Annotated in this window: 13 protein-coding genes, 1 tRNA gene and 3 rRNA genes; 14 read left to right on the forward strand and 3 right to left on the reverse strand. The window is 67.2% G+C overall.

The features are described from left to right. The first annotated feature begins 157 nt into the window (after positions 1-157). The 6 genes from eccD (at position 158) to JO379_RS25110 (ending at position 7,320) form a co-directional block, all read left to right on the forward strand. Positions 158-1,624 carry a type VII secretion integral membrane protein EccD gene (eccD, locus tag JO379_RS25085; RefSeq protein WP_242626274.1) on the forward strand — a complete coding sequence of 489 codons (1,467 nt, stop codon included), beginning with the start codon at positions 158-160 and terminating at the stop codon, positions 1,622-1,624. A gap of 245 nt (positions 1,625-1,869) precedes the next feature. Next, a complete protein-coding gene (gene rpsO, locus JO379_RS25090; RefSeq protein ID WP_130880217.1) occupies positions 1,870-2,157 on the forward strand; it encodes a 30S ribosomal protein S15 in 288 nt (95 codons plus the stop codon). 275 nt (positions 2,158-2,432) lie between these two features. Beyond that, positions 2,433-4,649 carry a polyribonucleotide nucleotidyltransferase gene (locus JO379_RS25095; protein WP_130880218.1) on the forward strand — a complete coding sequence of 739 codons (2,217 nt, stop codon included), beginning with the start codon at positions 2,433-2,435 and terminating at the stop codon, positions 4,647-4,649. Next, positions 4,646-6,025, forward strand: a complete 1,380-nt coding sequence (locus tag JO379_RS25100; RefSeq protein WP_130880219.1) for a M16 family metallopeptidase — start codon at positions 4,646-4,648, stop codon at positions 6,023-6,025. The genes JO379_RS25095 and JO379_RS25100 overlap by 4 nt, the downstream gene beginning before the upstream one ends. Positions 6,026-6,103: 78 nt before the next feature. Beyond that, positions 6,104-6,856, forward strand: a complete 753-nt coding sequence (gene dapB / locus JO379_RS25105; RefSeq protein ID WP_130880220.1) for a 4-hydroxy-tetrahydrodipicolinate reductase — start codon at positions 6,104-6,106, stop codon at positions 6,854-6,856. Positions 6,857-6,861: 5 nt separating this feature from the next. Continuing rightward, the gene (locus JO379_RS25110; protein WP_209517077.1) at positions 6,862-7,320 is read left to right on the forward strand and encodes a tetratricopeptide repeat protein; all 459 of its coding nucleotides are present in this window, start codon (positions 6,862-6,864) and stop codon (positions 7,318-7,320) included. A 133-nt stretch (positions 7,321-7,453) separates the two neighbouring features. Here the strand turns inward: JO379_RS25110 and JO379_RS25115 are convergent, their stop codons facing one another. Beyond that, positions 7,454-8,014 carry an SCO5741 family PH domain-containing membrane protein gene (locus JO379_RS25115; protein ID WP_209517079.1) on the reverse strand — a complete coding sequence of 187 codons (561 nt, stop codon included), beginning with the start codon at positions 8,012-8,014 and terminating at the stop codon, positions 7,454-7,456. 113 nt (positions 8,015-8,127) lie between these two features. Then, positions 8,128-8,370, reverse strand: a complete 243-nt coding sequence (locus JO379_RS25120; RefSeq protein ID WP_130880223.1) for a hypothetical protein — start codon at positions 8,368-8,370, stop codon at positions 8,128-8,130. A 262-nt stretch (positions 8,371-8,632) separates the two neighbouring features. Here JO379_RS25120 and thyX point away from each other — a divergent pair, with 262 nt between their 5' ends. The 8 genes from thyX (at position 8,633) to JO379_RS25160 (ending at position 18,978) form a co-directional block, all read left to right on the forward strand. Further along, positions 8,633-9,373: an FAD-dependent thymidylate synthase gene (gene thyX, locus JO379_RS25125; RefSeq protein WP_130880224.1), complete on the forward strand. Its 741-nt coding sequence runs from the start codon at positions 8,633-8,635 to the stop codon at positions 9,371-9,373. Between the two features lie 232 nt (positions 9,374-9,605). Beyond that, on the forward strand, positions 9,606-10,505 hold the full coding sequence (gene dapA, locus JO379_RS25130) for a 4-hydroxy-tetrahydrodipicolinate synthase (protein ID WP_130880225.1): 900 nt from the start codon (positions 9,606-9,608) through the stop codon (positions 10,503-10,505). A gap of 137 nt (positions 10,506-10,642) precedes the next feature. Then, a complete protein-coding gene (locus JO379_RS25135; protein WP_130880226.1) occupies positions 10,643-12,328 on the forward strand; it encodes a ribonuclease J in 1,686 nt (561 codons plus the stop codon). Positions 12,329-12,879: 551 nt separating this feature from the next. Next, positions 12,880-14,403: ribosomal RNA gene (locus JO379_RS25140) — 16S ribosomal RNA — on the forward strand. A gap of 279 nt (positions 14,404-14,682) precedes the next feature. Then, positions 14,683-17,806, forward strand: a 23S ribosomal RNA gene (locus JO379_RS25145). A gap of 73 nt (positions 17,807-17,879) precedes the next feature. Then, positions 17,880-17,996 (forward strand): 5S ribosomal RNA (rrf, locus tag JO379_RS25150). The 16S, 23S and 5S rRNA genes sit together here, the layout of an rRNA operon. A 119-nt stretch (positions 17,997-18,115) precedes the next feature. After that, positions 18,116-18,823, forward strand: a complete 708-nt coding sequence (locus JO379_RS25155) for a DegT/DnrJ/EryC1/StrS family aminotransferase (RefSeq protein ID WP_130881863.1) — start codon at positions 18,116-18,118, stop codon at positions 18,821-18,823. 82 nt (positions 18,824-18,905) lie between these two features. Then, positions 18,906-18,978, forward strand: a tRNA-Thr gene (locus tag JO379_RS25160). Positions 18,979-19,063: 85 nt separating this feature from the next. On the opposite strand, the gene JO379_RS25165 is transcribed toward JO379_RS25160, so the two are convergent. Then, positions 19,064-21,697 carry a SpoIIE family protein phosphatase gene (locus tag JO379_RS25165; protein ID WP_130881862.1) on the reverse strand — a complete coding sequence of 878 codons (2,634 nt, stop codon included), beginning with the start codon at positions 21,695-21,697 and terminating at the stop codon, positions 19,064-19,066. Between the last annotated feature and the right edge of the window lie 243 nt (positions 21,698-21,940).

The raw sequence follows: 21,940 nt of genomic DNA on the forward strand, positions 1-21,940 counted from the left end.
TCCCCGGGTAGGGTTGCCAGCCGCCCGTATGCACGAGCGAAGCCCGCCCACCGCCGTCGCGCGGCGAAAGCCGCACCCGCGGACAACCGAGGCGAACACGGCCACGCACGCGGCGCGGCACCGCGCACCAGCACTGCGAACCAGGGGGACACCACAGGTGAGTACGTCCGCAACGACAGGCTTCTGCAGGGTGACCGTCGTCGCGCCGGACAGCCGGATCGACGTCGCCCTCCCCGAGGACATCGCCGTCGCCGACGTCTACCCCGAGCTCCTGAAGCTGACCGGACAGACCCAGGCCCCGGGCACCCCCACCGGCTACCACCTCGTACGCCGCGACGGCACCGTCCTCGAAGGCGCCCGCACCCTCGCCGCCCAGCGCGTCCTGGACGGGGAGCTCCTCGCGCTGCGCCCCTTCGCCGAATCGCTGCCGCCCGCCGTCCACGACGACGTCTCCGACGCCGTGGCCGCCGCCGTCACCCGCGACCGCGCCCTCTGGGACGACCGGCTGCTGCGCGCCGGCGGCCTGTGGGGCGGCGCACTGCTGCTCGTCCTGCTGGCCTTCGCCCTCTGGTCCGCAGACCCCCTCCGCCATGACACCCACGGTCTGCCGGGCATCGTCGCCGCCGCCGTCGGCCTCGTCCTGACGGCGTTCGCCGGTGTCCGGGCACGGGTCTACGACGACCGCGGCTCCGCCGTCGCCCTCGGTCTGGCCGCCCTGCCGCACCTGATGACCGCCGGAGCCGGGGTGCTGCCCCCGGGCGCGGGCGAGGGCGTCGGCCGGCTCCAGTTCCTGCTCGGCTGCGTCGCCGTCCTGATCGGCTCCGTCGTCCTCGTCGCCGCGCTGCCCTCCGGCGACGCCCCCTTCGTGGCCGCCGTCGTCGCCTCCGCCACCGGCACCCTCGCCACCTTCTGCGCGATCCTCACCGAAGCCGGGCCCACGGACGTCGCCGCCGTCTGCGCCGCCGTCGCCCTCGGCGCCGTCGCCTTCCTGCCGGGCCTGTCCGCCCGCGTCGCCCGGCTGCCCATCGGCTACGCCGCGCCCCGCTCCACGGTCGGCGACGACCTCGACACCCCGCCCGGCGACCACACCCCCGAGCCCGTCGACGCCGAGCGCATCGCCGCCCAGGCCCGCCGCGGCCACGAGCTGCTGCTCGGCCTCGTCGGCGGCTGCGCGGCCGTCGTCGTCGGCTCGGCCGCGGTCCTCGGCTTCTCCGCCGACCCCTGGGCCCAGGCCCTCGCCCTCGCCGCCGGGGCGGCGACGCTGCTGCGCGCCCGTCTCTTCCGCTACACCGCGCAGGTCACCACCGTCCTCGCCGCCGGCCTCGGTGCCCTCGCCCTGCTGGTCCTCGGGCTGTCCCTGAACCCGCCCGCCGCGGCCGTCCGCGCCCTCGCCGAGCACGACGGCGGCCCGCTCGACATCCGCACGGTCTGGCTCGCCGCCGCGATCACCGCCGGGGCCGCCCTGCTCACCGGCATCGCGCTGATCGTCCCCAGCAAGGGGCTGTCACCCTTTTGGGGGCGGCTCTCCGATATTTTTGAGAGCGCCCTCCTGCTCTCCCTCGTCCCGCTGTGCCTCGCCGTCCTTGACGTGTACGCCACCGTTCGGGGTCTGACCAGCTCATAAGAGCCGGCGCGCGGGCCTTGCAGGCCACCGGACGCGGGCCGGGACAGGCCGGGACAGGCCCGTCCGGGGCCGCGGTGCCCGGCTGGTACTGTGTGTAGTGGCCGTTTGTGTACGCGCCTCCGGACCGCCCGTCAGGGCTTCTGGGGACAGCGCCCAGCGGACCTCGCCTCCCGAGTCACGGAAGCTCCCCTGAGATCAAGACCAGGGGCACTCGGCGGCTGAAACCGAGAATTTGAGGAGTACGCGTGTCGCTCGACGCCGCTACGAAGAAGCAGATCATGACCGAGTTCGCCACCAAGGAGGGCGACACCGGCTCCCCCGAGGTCCAGGTCGCGATGCTCACCCGCCGCATCTCGGACCTGACCGAGCACCTCAAGACGCACAAGCACGACCACCACTCCCGCCGTGGTCTGCTGCTCCTGGTCGGCCAGCGTCGCCGCCTTCTGCAGTACCTGGCCAAGAAGGACATCACGCGCTTCCGCGCCCTGGTCGAGCGCCTCGGCATCCGCCGCGGTGCCGCCGGCGCCAAGTAAGACATCGTGAAGGGAGCGGTTCCCACATCTGGGGGCCGCTCCCTTCGCGTATCTCGTGGGACCCGGAAGCTTTGTAGTCTGGTCCCACAACGGAACAACGACAGAACCGCATGACGGAGGAGGCGCCGGCCTCGCCGCCGGTCCTCGGTAGTGGCCCCCGGAACAGGGATTCCGGGCGCTTCGATCGAAGACCGGCCCGCACAGAGCAAGCCGCGGCGCCCCTCCACCAACGTCCCCGCCACACGGGCAGGGACGCAGACGAGGAGATATCACTGGTGGAGAACGAGACCCACTACGCCGAAGCCGTCATCGACAACGGCACCTTCGGCACCCGCACCATCCGCTTCGAGACGGGCCGCCTGGCCAAGCAGGCCGCCGGCTCCGCCGTGGCGTACCTGGACGACGACACCATGGTGCTGTCGGCCACCACCGCTTCGAAGAAGCCCAAGGACCAGCTGGACTTCTTCCCCCTGACGGTCGACGTCGAGGAGCGCCAGTACGCGGCCGGCAAGATCCCCGGCTCGTTCTTCCGTCGTGAGGGCCGCCCCTCCGAGGACGCGATCCTCACCTGCCGCCTGATCGACCGCCCGCTGCGCCCCTCCTTCAAGAAGGGCCTGCGCAACGAGATCCAGATCGTCGAGACGATCATGGCGCTCAACCCCGACCACCTGTACGACGTGGTCGCGATCAACGCCGCCTCCTGCTCCACGCAGCTCGCGGGCCTGCCCTTCTCCGGTCCGATCGGCGCCACCCGCGTGGCCCTGATCAAGGGCCAGTGGGTGGCGTTCCCGACCCACACCGAGCTCGAGGACGCCGTCTTCGACATGGTCGTGGCCGGTCGCGTCCTCGAGGACGGCGACGTCGCGATCATGATGGTCGAGGCCGAGGCCACCGAGAAGACCGTCCAGCTGGTGGCGGACGGCGCCGAGGCCCCGACCGAAGAGGTCGTCGCCGCCGGTCTCGAGTCGGCGAAGCCGTTCATCAAGGTCCTGTGCCGCGCCCAGTCGGAGCTCGCGGCCAAGGCCGCCAAGCCCGAGGGCGAGTTCCCGGTCTTCCTCGACTACCAGGACGACGTCCTGGCAGCGCTGACCGCCGCCGTCAAGGGCGAGCTCTCCCAGGCGCTCACCATCGCCGGCAAGCAGGAGCGCGAGACCGAGCTGGACCGCGTCAAGGAGCTCGCCGCCGAGAAGCTGCTCCCGCAGTTCGAGGGTCGCGAGAAGGAGATCTCCGCCGCGTACCGCTCGCTGACGAAGTCCCTGGTGCGCGAGCGCGTCATCAAGGACAAGGTCCGCATCGACGGCCGTGGCGTCACGGACATCCGTACGCTCGCCGCCGAGGTCGAGGCCATCCCGCGCGTGCACGGCTCGGCGCTGTTCGAGCGTGGCGAGACCCAGATCCTGGGCGTCACCACCCTCAACATGCTCCGCATGGAGCAGCAGCTGGACACCCTCTCCCCGGTGACCCGCAAGCGCTACATGCACAACTACAACTTCCCGCCGTACTCCGTCGGCGAGACCGGCCGCGTCGGTTCGCCGAAGCGCCGCGAGATCGGCCACGGCGCCTTGGCCGAGCGGGCCATCGTGCCCGTGCTGCCGTCGCGCGAGGAGTTCCCCTACGCGATCCGTCAGGTGTCCGAGGCCCTCGGCTCCAACGGCTCGACCTCCATGGGCTCGGTCTGCGCCTCCACCATGTCGCTGCTGAACGCCGGTGTGCCCCTCAAGGCCCCCGTCGCCGGTATCGCCATGGGCCTGATCTCCCAGGAGATCGACGGCAAGACGCACTACGTCGCCCTCACCGACATCCTCGGTGCGGAGGACGCCTTCGGTGACATGGACTTCAAGGTCGCCGGCACCAAGACCTTCGTCACCGCGCTCCAGCTCGACACCAAGCTCGACGGCATCCCCGCCTCGGTCCTGGCCGCCGCGCTGAAGCAGGCCCGCGACGCGCGCCTCCACATCCTCGATGTGATGAACGAGGCCATCGACGTCCCGGACGAGATGTCCCCGAACGCCCCGCGGATCATCACCGTCAAGATCCCGGTGGACAAGATCGGTGAGGTCATCGGCCCCAAGGGCAAGATGATCAACCAGATCCAGGAGGACACCGGCGCCGACATCACGATCGAGGACGACGGCACCATCTACATCGGTGCCGCCGACGGCCCGGCCGCCGAGGCCGCCCGCGCCACGATCAACGGCATCGCCAACCCGACCATGCCGGAGGTCGGCGAGCGCTACCTGGGTACGGTCGTCAAGACCACCACCTTCGGTGCCTTCGTCTCCCTCATGCCGGGCAAGGACGGCCTGCTGCACATCTCGCAGATCCGCAAGCTCGCCGGTGGCAAGCGCGTGGAGAACGTCGAGGACGTGCTCGGCGTCGGCGCCAAGGTCCAGGTCGAGATCGCCGAGATCGACCAGCGCGGCAAGCTCTCGCTGATCCCGGTCATCGAGGGCGAGGACGGCGACGAGGCTAAGGACGAGTCCGCCAAGTGACGTCCCGTAGTACACGGAAGACGGCCCGCACCTCTTCGGAGGGGCGGGCCGTCGCCCGTACCCAAACGCTTCTCAAGGGCGAGAACGGCATCGGCACGGTCCGCAGGACCACCCTCCCCGGTGGCCTGCGCATCGTCACCGAGACCCTGCCGTCCGTGCGCTCCGCGACCTTCGGCATCTGGGCCAACGTCGGCTCCCGCGACGAGACCCCGACCCTCAACGGCGCCACGCACTATCTGGAGCACCTGCTCTTCAAGGGCACCTCCAAGCGCAGCGCGCTCGACATCTCCTCCGCCATCGACGCGGTCGGCGGCGAGATGAACGCGTTCACGGCGAAGGAGTACACCTGCTACTACGCACGTGTCCTCGACACCGATCTGCCGCTGGCCATCGACGTCGTCTGTGACATGCTCACCGGCTCGCTCATCGAGGCCTCCGACGTCGACGCCGAGCGCGGCGTGATCCTCGAAGAGATCGCGATGACCGAGGACGACCCCGGCGACTGCGTGCACGACCTGTTCGCGCACACCATGCTGGGCGACACCCCGCTGGGCCGCCCGGTGCTCGGCACGGTCGACACGATCAACGCCCTCACCCGCGACCAAATTGCCCGCTTCTACAAGAAGCACTACGACCCGACCCATCTGGTCGTGGCCGCCGCGGGCAATGTCGACCACGCCAAGGTCGTCCGCCAGGTGCGTGCCGCGTTCGAGAAGGCCGGTGCCCTCTCCCGTACGGACGCCGTGCCGGTCGCCCCGCGCGCGGGCACCCGCACGATCCGCACCGCCGGCCGCGTGGAGCTGCTGGGCCGCAAGACCGAGCAGGCGCACGTCGTCCTCGGCATGCCGGGCCTGGCCCGCACCGACGAGCGCCGCTGGGCGCTCGGCGTGCTCAACACCGCGCTCGGCGGCGGCATGAGCTCCCGGCTCTTCCAGGAGGTCCGGGAGAAGCGCGGACTCGCCTACTCCGTCTACTCCTACACCTCGGGCTTCGCCGACTGCGGCCTCTTCGGCGTCTACGCCGGCTGCCGCCCGAGCCAGGTCCACGACGTCCTGAAGATCTGCCGCGACGAGCTGCACAAGGTCGCGGCCGAGGGGCTCAGCGACGAGGAGATCACCCGCGCCGTCGGGCAGCTCTCCGGCTCCACGGTCCTCGGGCTGGAGGACACGGGCGCGCTGATGAACCGCATCGGCAAGAGCGAGCTGTGCTGGGGCGAGCAGATGTCGGTCTCCGACATGCTGACGCGCATCTCGGCCGTCACCCCGGAGGAGATCCGGGAAGTCGCCCGCGATGTACTGGGGCAGCGTCCTTCGCTGTCCGTCATCGGCCCGCTGAAGGACAAGCAGGCAGCCAGGCTCGACGCGGTCGTGGCCTGACGCCCCTGACAGATCCCGTCTGATTCCGACTGGTCCTGAGTGATCCTTAGAGATCCTTAAGAGAAGGAAGCACCAAGGATGAGCAAGCTGCGCGTGGCGGTCATCGGCGCCCAGGGCCGGATCGGCTCCGAGGCCGTGCGAGCCGTCGAAGCCGCCGCCGACATGGAGCTGGTGGCCGCGCTGGGCCGGGGCGACAAGCTCGAGACGCTGACCGGGGCGGGTGCCCAGGTCGCCGTCGAGCTGACCCACCCCGACTCGGTCATGGACAACCTCGAGTTCTGCGTCGCCCACGGCATCCACGGCGTCGTCGGCACCACCGGCTGGACCGAGGACCGCCTCGCGAGGCTGACCGGCTGGCTCGACGCCAAGCCGGGCACCGGCGTGCTCATCGCCCCGAACTTCTCCATCGGGGCCGTGCTGACCATGGCCTTCGCCCAGCAGGCGGCCCGCTTCTTCGAGTCGGTCGAGGTCGTCGAGCTGCACCACCCGAACAAGGCCGACGCCCCCTCCGGCACCGCCACCCGTACCGCGCAGCTCATCGCGGCGGCGCGGCGGGAGGCGGGCTGCGCCCCGCAGCCCGACGCCACGACGACCGCCCTGGACGGCGCGCGCGGCGCGGACGTCGACGGGGTGCCGGTGCACTCGGTCCGGCTGCGGGGGCTGCTGGCCCACCAGGAGGTGCTGCTCGGCGACACCGGCGAGACGCTGACCATCCGGCACGACTCGCTGCACCACAGCTGCTTCATGCCGGGCATCCTGCTCGGCGCGCGGCGCGTGGTGGACACCCCGGGCCTGACCTTCGGGCTGGAACACTTCCTGGATCTGGGCTGAGAACCGTGCGCGCAAAGATCGTCTACTTCGCCCTGGCCGCCGTCCTGGTCGCCTACTTCGTCCTGGTCGGCAGCCGCGGCGTCATGCTCATCCAGCAGGGCACCCTCCTCACGGTCGCCTTCGGCGTCTCCGTGCTGGTCCTGCCGTTCATCGGTGCCTGGTTCCTGTACCAGACCACCAAGTTCGCGCGCGCGGCCGACCGGCTGGCGCGGGAGCTGGACGCGGAGGGCGGCCTGCCGGTCGACGAGCTGGTACGGACCCCGAGCGGCCGTATCGACCGTGACTCCGCGGACGAGGTCTTCGCCCGGCGCCGGGCCGAGACCGAGGACGCCCCGGGCGACTGGCGCTCGTGGTTCCGGCTCGCCGTGGCCTACCACGACGCCCGTGACACCCCGCGGGCCCGCAAGGCCATGCAGCGGGCGATCGCCCTGCACGACGGCAAGCCGGTCCGCGTCGAGGCGTAGGCCGTCGCCGTGTTCTCAAACGCCGGATGGGCTGCTGTGCAGCCCATCCGGCGTTTTTTAGGACGTGCCCGCAGGGCGCTCGCCGCCGCAGGCGGCAGAACCGGCCCGCAGCCGAAGAGCCGCCGGCCAGGCCCTAGTGCCGGTACCCGACGACCTGGTCCGCCACGGCGTCAGCCGCCATCGCGAACGCCTCCGGACGGCCGAGGAAGTCCCCGCCCCGGTCCGTGACCACGACGGGGAGCGAGCCGCCCCGCGCCAGATCGACGACCAGAGCCTGCCCCTGGACCGTGCGCGGCAGGCCCAGCCAGCGGACCGGCTGCTGGGCAGTGCGTACGGTGGTGACGTCCGGCCACGCCACGGTGGTGGAGGACGTCAGCCGCAGCTGGCGCAGCCCCTGCGGGCTCACCCAGATCCCCACACGCACCAGCCGGACCGCGACGGTGATCATGAGTACGGCGACGGCGAAGCAGATTCCCGCGCCGGGCAGTGAGCCGGCGAGCGCGATGATCAGCGCCGAGAACAGCACGTACGAGGCGAGCAGCAGCACCAGCGCGGAACCGCCGACCCGCCAGGGACCGGGCCGGTACGGACGCCGCCAACGGTCGAGGTCCTCATAGGGCAGGTTCTCGCCGGGCGCGGTCGCGGGCGCGAGGGCTTCGGCGTCCCGGTCGGCTGTCAAGAAGGGCAAGGGCACGACGGTTGTTCCTCACGTACGAGCACGCTCCACTGGCTGTGCCCGGTGAGGTTATCGATGCGTGAGGGGCCCCGACCACTCCAGGGTGGGCGGACCGGGCCCCTCACGGTCGATCAGCGGCCGTCGGACGCTTCCGACTGCTGCGAATGGTGGGAATTCTGCGTGCCCGTCTGGAGCGACGGCATCCCGAACAACAGCGCCCCGACGAGCCCCGTCGTGACCGTCAGCCCCACGAGCACCCGGCCGGCTATCTGCGACCGGCTCGCGCGATCTCGGGGCGGCGGCGTGACGTTGCTGCGGAAGCGCTCGGCCTCGGCGACGAAGGCGAACGGCACGGGCTCTCGCCGGCGGAACATGAAGAACTCTCCTAGCAACCTCGAAGTCGGCTGTTACTCATAAGGACGTTCTTTTGGCCCCAGAGGTGCCCGTTTTCGTCAACTTCTGTGAAAAATCTCAACCGGTGTCCCGGCACTCCCACCGGCGCCCCTCGCGCGACCGCACCCGACGGTCCCCGGCGGCACCCGGCGAGCTCCGCCAGCGCGTCAGGCCGGACCGAGTGTCAGTGGCGGCCCGTAGGCTTGTCGCCGCCCGAGCATTGCAACTGGAAGGACCCCGCCGGTGACCGACAGCCCCACCGAGACCGCCAAGCCCGGATTCCTCAGCGACGTGACCGTCGAGCTGGTCAAGCACAGCGCCGCCGACTCCGACGTGCTGTGGGCGGCTCGCGTCTCCACCGCCGGCGAGCAGTCCCTGGAAGAGCTCACGAAGGACCCCGAGCGGTCCAAGGGCCTCATCAATTACCTGATGCGCGACCGCCACGGCAGCCCCTTCGAGCACAACTCGATGACCTTCTTCATCAGTGCTCCGATCTTCGTCTTCCGCGAGTTCATGCGCCACCGCGTCGGCTGGTCGTACAACGAGGAGTCCGGCCGCTACCGCGAGCTCCAGCCCGTTTTCTACGTTCCGGGCGAGGACCGCAAGCTGGTCCAGGAGGGCCGCCCGGGCAAGTACGTCTTCGTCGACGGCACCCCGGAGCAGCACGAGCTGACCAGCCGCGTCATGGAGGACTCCTACCGCCAGGCCTATGAGGCCTACCAGGAGATGCTCGCCGCGGGCGTCGCCCGTGAGGTCGCCCGCGCGGTCCTGCCGGTCGGTCTCTTCTCCTCCATGTACGCCACGTGCAATGCCCGCTCGCTGATGCACTTCCTCGGTCTGCGCACCCAGCACGAGCAGGCGGTCGTCCCCTCGTTCCCGCAGCGGGAGATCGAGATGGTCGGCGAGAAGATGGAGGCGGAGTGGGCCAAGCTCATGCCGCTCACCCACGCCGCCTTCAACAAGAACGGCCGCGTCGCCCCATAAGGGCGAGTGCGCTCGCGTTCTGTCGCGGCCGCCCACGCGGCGTGACGTGATCATGTGACGCACTGATGTACGCACCGGTAGCGAAGTGTCCGTATTGCGGCATTTCGTCACCTTCATCTACGCTGAACAAACGGACCCGGCACTGCTTGAACCCCCGAGCAGGCAGTGCCGGGATCCCTTTCGCACTCCCCGAGGGAGCACCTCACGGTGAGCAACGAGTAGCGTGGCCCCCATGGCTCCGACCTCCACACCGCAGACGCCCTTCGGGCGGGTCCTGACCGCGATGGTGACGCCCTTCACGCCCGAAGGTGACCTCGACCTCGACGGCGCCCAGCGGCTCGCCACCCACCTGGTGGACGCCGGCAACGACGGCCTCGTCGTCAACGGCACCACCGGCGAGTCGCCCACCACCAGCGACGCGGAGAAAGCCCAGCTCGTACGGGCCGTGGTCGAAGCCGTCGGAGACCGTGCCCACGTCGTCGCCGGAGCCGGTACGAACGACACCGCGCACAGCATCGAGCTGGCCCGCGCCGCCGAGCAGGCCGGCGCCCACGGCCTCCTCGTCGTCACCCCGTACTACAACAAGCCGCCGCAGGAAGGCCTCTACCGGCACTTCACCGCGGTCGCCGACGCCACGGGCCTGCCCGTGATGCTCTACGACATCCCCGGCCGCAGCGGCGTCCCGATCAACACCGAGACGATCGTCCGGCTGGCCGACCACCCCCGGATCGTCGCCAACAAGGACGCCAAGGGCGACCTCGGCCGCGCCAGCTGGGCCATCGCCCGCTCCGGCCTCGCCTGGTACTCCGGCGACGACATGCTGAACCTGCCGCTGCTCTCCGTCGGCGCCGCCGGCTTCGTCTCCGTCGTCGGCCACGTCGTCGCCCCCGAGCTGCGCGCGCTGCTCGAGGCCCACCGCTCCGGGGACGTCACCAAGGCCACCGAGATCCACCAGCGGCTGCTCCCGGTCTTCACCGGCATGTTCCGCACCCAGGGCGTGATCACCACCAAGGCCGCTCTCGCCCTGCAGGGCCTGCCCGCCGGCCCGCTGCGCCTGCCGCTCGTCGAGCTGTCCCCGGAGGAGACCGAGCAGCTCAAGCGCGATCTGGCCGCCGGTGGGGTACAGCTGTAACCAGGGGCCGTTCCCCGCATAGCGGACCGGCACACCACAGACTTCACAACTGAACACCGAAAACAACTGCAAGTGCACGAATGTCACGCGCGCCATGTGCCCCAGCGGCATGTGGCGTGCGTGGTGAGGAGAGTCTTTTGAGTCACCCGCACCCTGAACTCGGTCCGCCGCCGAAGCTTCCCGAGGGCGGCCTGCGCGTCACCCCGCTCGGCGGCCTCGGCGAGATCGGCCGCAACATGACGGTCTTCGAATACGGCGGCCGTCTGCTGATCGTCGACTGCGGAGTGCTCTTCCCCGAGGAGGAGCAGCCCGGAGTCGACCTGATCCTGCCGGACTTCACGTCCATCCGTGACCGTCTGGACGACATCGAAGGCATCGTGCTCACGCACGGCCACGAGGACCACATCGGTGGCGTCCCCTATCTGCTCCGCGAGAAGGCGGACATCCCGCTGATCGGCTCGAAGCTGACCCTCGCGCTGATCGAGGCGAAGCTCCAGGAGCACCGGATCCGCCCCTACACCCTCGAGGTCAAGGAGGGGCACCGCGAGCGCATCGGCCCCTTCGACTGCGAGTTCGTGGCGGTCAACCACTCCATCCCCGACGCCCTCGCGGTCGCCATCCGCACCCCGGCCGGCATGGCCGTGCACACCGGCGACTTCAAGATGGACCAGCTTCCGCTGGACCGCCGCCTCACCGACCTGCCCGCCTTCGCGCGGCTCGGCGAGGAGGGCATCGACCTGCTGCTCTCGGACTCCACGAACGCCGAGGTCCCCGGCTTCGTCCCGCCCGAGCGCGACATCTCCAATGTGCTGCGCACGGTCTTCGCCGGCGCCCAGAGCCGCATCATCGTGGCCAGCTTCGCCAGCCACGTGCACCGCATCCAGCAGATCCTGGACGCGGCGCACGAGTACGGCAGGCGGGTCGCCTTCGTCGGCCGCTCGATGGTCCGCAACATGGGCATCGCCCGTGACCTCGGCTATCTGCGGGTCCCGGCCGGTCTTGTCGTGGACGTCAAGACCCTCGACGACCTTCCGGCGGACGAGGTCGTGCTGGTCTGCACGGGTTCCCAGGGCGAGCCGATGGCCGCACTGTCCCGGATGGCCAACCGCGACCACCAGATCCGGATCGTCCAGGGCGACACGGTCATCCTGGCCTCGTCCCTCATCCCGGGCAACGAGAACGCGGTCTACCGCGTGATCAACGGCCTGACCCGATGGGGCGCCAACGTCGTCCACAAGGGCAACGCCAAGGTCCACGTCTCGGGCCACGCCTCCGCGGGCGAGCTGCTGTACTTCTACAACATCTGCAAGCCGCGGAACCTCATGCCGGTCCACGGCGAGTGGCGCCACCTGCGGGCCAACGCCGAGCTGGGCGCGCTGACCGGGGTGCCGAAGAACCACATCGTGATCGCCGAGGACGGCGTCGTGGTGGACCTGGTGGACGGCGCCGCGAAGATCGTCGGCAAGGTCCAGGCGGGCTATGTGTACGTGGACGGCCTCTCGGTCGGCGACGTCACCGAGGCCTCGCTCAAGGACCGCCGCATCCTCGGCGACGAGGGCATCATCTCCGTCTTCCTCGTCGTGGACAGCACGACGGGCAAGCTCGTGGGAGGCCCGCAGGTCCACGCCCGTGGCTCCGGCATCGACGACGCCTCGTTCTCCGCGGTCATCCCGAAGATCGAGGAGGCCTTCGCCAAGTCCGCCTCCGACGGCGTGGTGGAGCCGCACCAGCTCCAGCAGCTCGTCCGGCGTTCCGTGGGCAAGTGGGTGTCCGACACCTACCGCCGGCGCCCGATGATCCTCCCTGTGGTCGTCGAGGTCTGACGTAGCGTCACCCGTACGGGACGGCCGCCCCGGTGCCGATTTGCATCCGGGCGCGGCCGTCCAGTACGTTTACGTCTCCGCCGCAACGGGAACCCCGAACGCTTCGTGCGTAAGGGATCTTCCGGAAGCAGGGTGGAAATCCGGCCCAGGGAAACCTGATAAAGTCGGAATCGCCGGAAAGCGAAAGCAAGAAGGCGAAACCCCTCCGATGGGGATCGGAAACGAATTCGAGCCGGGAACGGCACGGAAAAGGATCTGATAGAGTCGGAACACGAAATACCGAAGGGAAGCGCCCGGAGGAAAGCCCGAGAGGGTGAGTACAAAGGAAGCGTCCGTTCCTTGAGAACTCAACAGCGTGCCAAAAGTCAACGCCAGACTATAAAATACCCCGTCTCCGGTCGCTCTGCGATCGGGACGCGGTTCCTTTGAAAGTCCTGCCGGTCCCTTTGGGGTCTGGTAGGCAACAACACAGCGAGGACGCTGTGCACGACCGGACTTATTCCGTCTGGTTGTGCCGCTCAACGCGAGTGTCACCGGATAACCGGTAAACATTCACGGAGAGTTTGATCCTGGCTCAGGACGAACGCTGGCGGCGTGCTTAACACATGCAAGTCGAACGATGAAGCCTTTCGGGGTGGATTAGTGGCGAACGGGTGAGTAACACGTGGGCAATCTGCCCTTCACTCTGGGACAAGCCCTGGAAACGGGGTCTAATACCGGATACGACCTGCCTCCGCATGGGGGTGGGTGGAAAGCTCCGGCGGTGAAGGATGAGCCCGCGGCCTATCAGCTTGTTGGTGGGGTAATGGCCTACCAAGGCGACGACGGGTAGCCGGCCTGAGAGGGCGACCGGCCACACTGGGACTGAGACACGGCCCAGACTCCTACGGGAGGCAGCAGTGGGGAATATTGCACAATGGGCGAAAGCCTGATGCAGCGACGCCGCGTGAGGGATGACGGCCTTCGGGTTGTAAACCTCTTTCAGCAGGGAAGAAGCGAGAGTGACGGTACCTGCAGAAGAAGCGCCGGCTAACTACGTGCCAGCAGCCGCGGTAATACGTAGGGCGCAAGCGTTGTCCGGAATTATTGGGCGTAAAGAGCTCGTAGGCGGCTTGTTGCGTCGGATGTGAAAGCCCGGGGCTTAACCCCGGGTCTGCATTCGATACGGGCAGGCTAGAGTGTGGTAGGGGAGATCGGAATTCCTGGTGTAGCGGTGAAATGCGCAGATATCAGGAGGAACACCGGTGGCGAAGGCGGATCTCTGGGCCATTACTGACGCTGAGGAGCGAAAGCGTGGGGAGCGAACAGGATTAGATACCCTGGTAGTCCACGCCGTAAACGTTGGGAACTAGGTGTTGGCGACATTCCACGTCGTCGGTGCCGCAGCTAACGCATTAAGTTCCCCGCCTGGGGAGTACGGCCGCAAGGCTAAAACTCAAAGGAATTGACGGGGGCCCGCACAAGCAGCGGAGCATGTGGCTTAATTCGACGCAACGCGAAGAACCTTACCAAGGCTTGACATATACCGGAAACGGCCAGAGATGGTCGCCCCCTTGTGGTCGGTATACAGGTGGTGCATGGCTGTCGTCAGCTCGTGTCGTGAGATGTTGGGTTAAGTCCCGCAACGAGCGCAACCCTTGTTCTGTGTTGCCAGCATGCCTTTCGGGGTGATGGGGACTCACAGGAGACTGCCGGGGTCAACTCGGAGGAAGGTGGGGACGACGTCAAGTCATCATGCCCCTTATGTCTTGGGCTGCACACGTGCTACAATGGCCGGTACAATGAGCTGCGATACCGTGAGGTGGAGCGAATCTCAAAAAGCCGGTCTCAGTTCGGATTGGGGTCTGCAACTCGACCCCATGAAGTTGGAGTTGCTAGTAATCGCAGATCAGCATTGCTGCGGTGAATACGTTCCCGGGCCTTGTACACACCGCCCGTCACGTCACGAAAGTCGGTAACACCCGAAGCCGGTGGCCCAACCCTTGTGGAGGGAGCCGTCGAAGGTGGGACTGGCGATTGGGACGAAGTCGTAACAAGGTAGCCGTACCGGAAGGTGCGGCTGGATCACCTCCTTTCTAAGGAGCACATAGCCGACTGCAGACAAACGTTCTGCACGGTTGCTCATGGGTGGAACGTTGACTATTCGGCACGATCGGTTTGGTTCACTAGTACTGCTTCGGCGTGGAACGTGATACTGGATGGGTCGGGTCGGGCACGCTGTTGGGTATCTGAGGGTACGGAACGTAAGTTTCGGACCTTCGCGATGCCGGCCCCAGTGAACTCGACACTTTGGTGTTGGGGTGGTGGGTGGCTGGTCGTTGCTTGAGAACTGCACAGTGGACGCGAGCATCTGTGGCCAAGTTTTTAAGGGCGCACGGTGGATGCCTTGGCACCAGGAACCGATGAAGGACGTGGGAGGCCACGATAGGCCCCGGGGAGCTGTCAACCGAGCTTTGATCCGGGGGTGTCCGAATGGGGAAACCCGGCAGTCGTCATGGGCTGTCACCCGCTGCTGAACACATAGGCAGTGTGGAGGGAACGCGGGGAAGTGAAACATCTCAGTACCCGCAGGAAGAGAAAACAACCGTGATTCCGGGAGTAGTGGCGAGCGAAACCGGATGAGGCCAAACCGTATGCGTGTGATACCCGGCAGGGGTTGCGTGTGCGGGGTTGTGGGAGTTCTCTTGATCAGTCTGCCGGCTGGTCGGCGAGTCAGAAACCGTACAGGTAGGCGAAGGACATGCGAAAGGTCCGGCGTAGAGGGTAAGACCCCCGTAGCTGAAATCTGTACGGCTCGCTTGAGAACCACCCAAGTAGCACGGGGCCCGAGAAATCCCGTGTGAATCTGGCGGGACCACCCGTTAAGCCTAAATATTCCCTGGTGACCGATAGCGGATAGTACCGTGAGGGAATGGTGAAAAGTACCGCGGGAGCGGAGTGAAATAGTACCTGAAACCGTGTGCCTACAAGCCGTGGGAGCGTCGCTGTATGTGCTTGCACATGCAGTCGTGACTGCGTGCCTTTTGAAGAATGAGCCTGCGAGTTTGCGGTGTGTTGCGAGGTTAACCCGTGTGGGGAAGCCGTAGCGAAAGCGAGTCCGAATAGGGCGATTGAGTAGCGCGCCCAAGACCCGAAGCGGAGTGATCTAGCCATGGGCAGGTTGAAGCGGAGGTAAGACTTCGTGGAGGACCGAACCCACCAGGGTTGAAAACCTGGGGGATGACCTGTGGTTAGGGGTGAAAGGCCAATCAAACTCCGTGATAGCTGGTTCTCCCCGAAATGCATTTAGGTGCAGCGTCGTGTGTTTCTTGCCGGAGGTAGAGCACTGGATAGGCGATGGGCCCTACCGGGTTACTGACCTTAGCCAAACTCCGAATGCCGGTAAGTGAGAGCGCGGCAGTGAGACTGTGGGGGATAAGCTCCATGGTCGAGAGGGAAACAGCCCAGAGCATCGACTAAGGCCCCTAAGCGTACGCTAAGTGGGAAAGGATGTGGAGTCGCAGAGACAACCAGGAGGTTGGCTTAGAAGCAGCCACCCTTGAAAGAGTGCGTAATAGCTCACTGGTCAAGTGATTCCGCGCCGACAATGTAGCGGGGCTCAAGCGTACCGCCGAAGTCGTGTCATTCACACAATAGGTCCAACGACCGTGTGGATGGGTAGGGGAGCGTCGTGTGCCGGGTGAAGCAGCCGCGGAAGCGAGTTGTGGACGGTTCACGAGTGAGAATGCAGGCATGAGTAGCGATACACACGTGGGAAACGTGTGCGCCGATTGACTAAGGGTTCCTGGGTCAAGCTGATCTGCCCAGGGTAAGTCGGGACCTAAGGCGAGGCCGACAGGCGTAGTCGATGGACAACCGGTTGATATTCCGGTACCCGCTTTGAAACGCCCAATATCGAATCAGACGATGCTAAGCCCGTGAAGCCGTCCTGGATCCTTCGGGTGAAGGGAAGTGGTGGAGCCGGTGACCCGGATCTGTAGTAGGTAAGCGATGGGGTGACGCAGGAAGGTAGTCCAGCCCGGGCGGTGGTAGTCCCGGGGTAAGGGTGTAGGCCGTGTGATAGGCAAATCCGTCACACATTAAGGCTGAGACCTGATGCCGAGCCGATTGTGGTGAAGTGGATGATCCTATGCTGTCGAGAAAAGCCTCTAGCGAGTTTCATGGCGGCCCGTACCCTAAACCGACTCAGGTGGTCAGGTAGAGAATACCGAGGCGTTCGGGTGAACTATGGTTAAGGAACTCGGCAAAATGCCCCCGTAACTTCGGGAGAAGGGGGGCCATGTCCGGTGATGGAACTTGCTTCCTGAGCTGGGTGTGGCCGCAGAGACCAGCGAGAAGCGACTGTTTACTAAAAACACAGGTCCGTGCGAAGCCGTAAGGCGATGTATACGGACTGACGCCTGCCCGGTGCTGGAACGTTAAGGGGACCGGTTAGCTCTGTTTCGACAGGGCGAAGCTGAGAACTTAAGCGCCAGTAAACGGCGGTGGTAACTATAACCATCCTAAGGTAGCGAAATTCCTTGTCGGGTAAGTTCCGACCTGCACGAATGGCGTAACGACTTCTCGACTGTCTCAACCATAGGCCCGGTGAAATTGCACTACGAGTAAAGATGCTCGTTTCGCGCAGCAGGACGGAAAGACCCCGGGACCTTTACTATAGCTTGATATTGGTGTTCGGTTCGGCTTGTGTAGGATAGGTGGGAGACTGTGAAGCATGCACGCCAGTGTGTGTGGAGTCGTCGTTGAAATACCACTCTGGTCGTGCTGGATGTCTAACCTGGGTCCGTGATCCGGATCAGGGACAGTGTCTGGTGGGTAGTTTAACTGGGGCGGTTGCCTCCTAAAGAGTAACGGAGGCGCCCAAAGGTTCCCTCAGCCTGGTTGGCAATCAGGTGTTGAGTGTAAGTGCACAAGGGAGCTTGACTGTGAGACCGACGGGTCGAGCAGGGACGAAAGTCGGGACTAGTGATCCGGCGGTGGCTTGTGGAAGCGCCGTCGCTCAACGGATAAAAGGTACCCCGGGGATAACAGGCTGATCTTCCCCAAGAGTCCATATCGACGGGATGGTTTGGCACCTCGATGTCGGCTCGTCGCATCCTGGGGCTGGAGTCGGTCCCAAGGGTTGGGCTGTTCGCCCATTAAAGCGGTACGCGAGCTGGGTTTAGAACGTCGTGAGACAGTTCGGTCCCTATCCGCTGTGCGCGTAGGAATATTGAGAAGGGCTGTCCCTAGTACGAGAGGACCGGGACGGACGAACCTCTGGTGTGCCAGTTGTCCTGCCAAGGGCATGGCTGGTTGGCTACGTTCGGGAGGGATAACCGCTGAAAGCATCTAAGCGGGAAGCCTGCTTCGAGATGAGTATTCCCACCCCCTTTGAGGGGTTAAGGCTCCCAGTAGACGACTGGGTTGATAGGCCAGGTGTGGAAGACCGGTAACGGTTGGAGCTGACTGGTACTAATAGGCCGAGGGCTTGTCCTCAGTTGCTCGCGTCCACTGTGTAGGTTCTGAAGTAACGACCGTGTTGTGTTCCGGTTGGTTAATTTCATAGAGTTTCGGTGGTCATTGCGTTAGGGAAACGCCCGGTTACATTCCGAACCCGGAAGCTAAGCCTTTCAGCGCCGATGGTACTGCATGGGGGACCGTGTGGGAGAGTAGGACGCCGCCGAACAATTATTCAAAAAAGCTCTGTTATCTGAACTTCGGTTCAGATAACAGAGCTTTTTTGTTTCCGCGATGCAGTGCGGAGCGTCACCCCGCGTTCACGTCGCGCCGCCACCATCCGCAGGTATGGGGACTGTGGAGTTGCTGACAGCAGCAGGGATCGGATGGGCCGCCGAGGTCATCGTGCCCTCGTACGCCACCACGGAGGCAGCCGAGGCCGTTCGGGCGGCCGGGGCGCTGCCCGTCTTCGCGGACATCGACCCGCGGAGCCTCTGCCTCGACCCGGCCGCCGTCACCAGGGCGGTGACCTCGCGAACCGCGGCCATCGTGCCCGTACCCCTCTTCGGCCACCCCGTGGACCACCCGGGGCTGCGAGCCGTCGCCCGCGCGCACGGCCTGATCGTCATCGAACACAACGGAACCGACCAGGGCGACACAGCGGAACACGAGGCCAACCGGGCCTCCCTCAGCGCCCGACAAGCCAACGCCGCCTATCTGAACGCCCGCCTGACAGGCGTTCTGACGCCGACCGCGGCACCCGGCGTCGAGCATCGCTATCACTCGTACGTCGTGCGCGTGCCCGGAAACGGCCGGCCGGACCGGGACGCGTTCGCGCGGGCCCTGCGGGCCCGGGGAGTGCGCTGCCGGGTGCCCGTACAGACACCGGTCCACCGGACACCGGCGTTCAGGCGGGAGTTGTGGCTGAAGGAAACCGAGCGGGCCGCCGACGAGTGCCTAGCGCTGCCCATCGGCGCGGAAATGACACGGCGAGAACTGCAACGGGTGGTATCGGCGTGCAACGCGCTCGGCGGTCTGCTGCCCGTGGCCGCCTAGACGCCCCACAGCACGGATGGCCCAACGCGCAGGTGGTCAAAAGCACGTGCGAGAGTCGGGTATGCTTTATCTCGTTGCACCGGCCCCAATAGCTCAGTCGGTAGAGCGTCTCCATGGTAAGGAGAAGGTCTACGGTTCGATTCCGTATTGGGGCTCATCAAGAGAAAGGCCCCCGCCTGATGGCGGGGGCCTTTCTCATATGGGCAGTTCGAAGACCGGGGGGAGCGCCCCCCGGCCCGGTCAGGAATCCTGCGTCTCCGGAACGCGCATGGCGAGAATCGCCATGTCGTCCGAGGCGGGTTCGGCGGCGAAGCGCTCCACCGCACGGAGGATGCGCGCCGCGACCGCTCCCGCGGTGAGCCCCGTGCACGTGGTCAGAACATCCGTCAGACCGTCGTCGCCCAGCATGCGCGAGCCCTCACGGCGCTCGGTGACGCCGTCCGTGACGCACAGCAGGACATCCCCCGGATCGAGAGTGATCGTCTGCTCGTACAGCTCGAGGTCCTCCATGACGCCCAGCAGCGGCTGCGGGGTCGCCGCCGGCTCGACCGTGCCGTCCTGGCGAAGGCGCAGCGGCAGCGGATGCCCGGCGCAGACGACCTTGAGGACCGCGCTGCCGTCGTGCTGGGGCCACAGCTCCCCGTAGAGCAGAGTGAGGAATCGGCTGCGGGCGCCCTCGTCGAGGATGGCGGCGTTCAGCCGCTCCAGGACCGCGGGGCCGCCGAAGCCCTCGCGGGCGAGGAGACGCAGCGCGTGCCGGGCGAGACCGGTGACGGCCGCGGCCTCCGGGCCCGTGCCGCAGACATCGCCGATCGCGAAGCCGTACGCGCCGTCGCGGATGGGGAAGAGGTCGTAGAAATCGCCGCCGACCTCATTGCCCTCGCCCGCCGCGCGGTAGATGACCTCGACCTCGACGCCCGGGACGTCCGGCAACTCGGGCGGGAGCAGGCTGCGCTGGAGGGACTGGCTGATGGCCGTGCGCTCGCTGTACAGGCGTGCGTTGTCCAGGGCGAGGGCCGCTCGGCGGGAGAGGTCCTCGGCGAGCTCCAGGATCTCCTGGCGGAAGTGGTCGTCGGTCGGCTTGCCGAGGGTGAGCATGCCGATGACACGGTTGCGGGCCACCAGGGGCAGGACGACGGTCTCGCCGCCGACGGCGGCCGCCGTGGCGAGTGAGGTGCCGGGGCCGGGGGTGTGCCCGCCGGCGTCACCGAGACCGAGGCTGCGCAGCGAACTGCGCAGGGCGGCGGCGTGGGCCGCCTCGGAGGGGGCGGTCCAGATCCGGGCGCCGGGGGTGGGCACCGGGTCGGGCGGGGCGACCTTGGACAGCAGGGCCTTGAGGCCGTCGATGCGGTCCTCGTCCTCATGGAGCACATACGACAGCTCGGGCTCGGAGGACTGGTCGGCGATGGTGTAGACGGCGCACCAGGTGGCGAGGGTCGGGACGGTCATCTGGGCCATCAGGGCGAGCGTCTGGTCCCGGTCCAGGGTGCCGGCGAGCAGGTCCGAGGCCTCGACGAGGAAGGACAGCGAACCGCGCCGCAGTCGCTCCAGCTCGCCCAGGCGGGCGGACTCGACGGCGAGCGCGATGCGGTCGGCGGCGAACTGGAGGCGGAGAGCCTCCTCATTGCCGTAGCGGCCGGGGGCCTCGGCGGCCACACCGAGCGAACCGGTGAGGCGGCCCTCCACCTTGAGGGGCACGGTGACGACCGAGCGCATGCCGGTGTTGGCGAGCAGCGGGACAGCGCCCGGGACGGCACTGAGATCGTCGTGGACGGCGGGCATCCGGGCCGAGCCGTAGCGGCCCGTGCCGGCCTCGACGGGGACGCGGGCGAACCGCTGGCGGGCGGAGGGCAGGCCGGTGGAGGCGCGGACCTCCAGCTCGGTCTCGTCGTCGGTGGCGAGCAGCAGATAGGCGGAGTCGCCATCGAGCATGTCACGGGCGCGCTCGACGGTGCGCTGGAGGAGGCCGTCCAGGTCGTCCGGAGCGGGGGAGCCGATGAAGACCTCGAACGGGTCGGTGGCGGTGCCCCGGTCGTTGGAGGCGCTGTCGGTGACGGGGGAGCGCTGCGGACTCTGCAGGACCGCGCGCTCCTCGTCGCGAACGAGCAGACAGACGGTGGAGGGGGCGCCCACAGTGTCACGGACGCGCAGATGGGAGGCGTAGACGGGGACGATGCGGCCGTCCTCGCCCCTTATGCCGTACGAGCCCTCCCAGCGCGAGAGGAGCAGGGCCTCGGCGATGCCCGTCGAGGTACCGGGGGTGTGCGGCCAGGCGGCGAAGTCGGTGAGGGGCTTGCCCATCACCTGGTCGGCGGGGAAACCGAAGAGGTCCTGGGCGTCGTCGTTCCAGGCGCTGATGCCGCCGGCGCGGTCGATCTGGATGACGGCGACGCGCACCCGGGCGTCGGCCAGCGGCAGTGCTTCGACGGGGAGCGCCGGGCCCGCGGAGCGGGTACCGGCCGGGCGGTCGGGGAGGTCGAGCTGGAACCACACCTTCTTGTGGGTGGCGCTGTACTCGACGCCCCAGCGGCCGGCGAGGGCGGAGCACAGCAGCAGACCACGGCCTCCTTCGCGGTCGACGCCGCCGAAGTGCCGGCCGGGGCTCTGCAGCGGCAGCTCGCGCTCGGGGTAGCGGTCGGCGACCTCCACCCGCACCCCGGTGTCCAGGCGGACGCACAGGACGTCGGCGGCGGTGCCGGCGTGGACCACGGCATTGGTGACGAGCTCGCTGGTGAGGACGACGGCGTCGTCGATGACGTCGGGGAAGCCCCACCCCTGGAGGGTGTCCCGGACGAAGGAACGGGCGGAGGCTACCGAGCGCCCGACCGGCTCGAAAGTGGCGGCAGCCCGCGCGGTGATCACAGCACTCCCCATTGGCCTCTCATCGCTCCCCCGAGTCCTGTGCCCGTTTCCGATGGCCTCGATTCGTTCGCCAGGCTAAACCGTCGGCCCGGGCGATGTGGAACAGAGTCGTGTATTTCGGAAACGGAGGCAGGGATGGCGTCGGGAAGGACGTGGGAGTGGACGCGATCCGACGACCATGCGTATCCCCCCGCACGGCCCACTCAAACCCCGCGCCGTGATCGGCTGCAGGAAGGGGCGTCCGGCGCGGTGCGC

The organism is Streptomyces syringium, assembly GCF_017876625.1.
GTDB classification, from domain to species: Bacteria; Actinomycetota; Actinomycetes; order Streptomycetales; family Streptomycetaceae; genus Streptomyces; species Streptomyces syringius.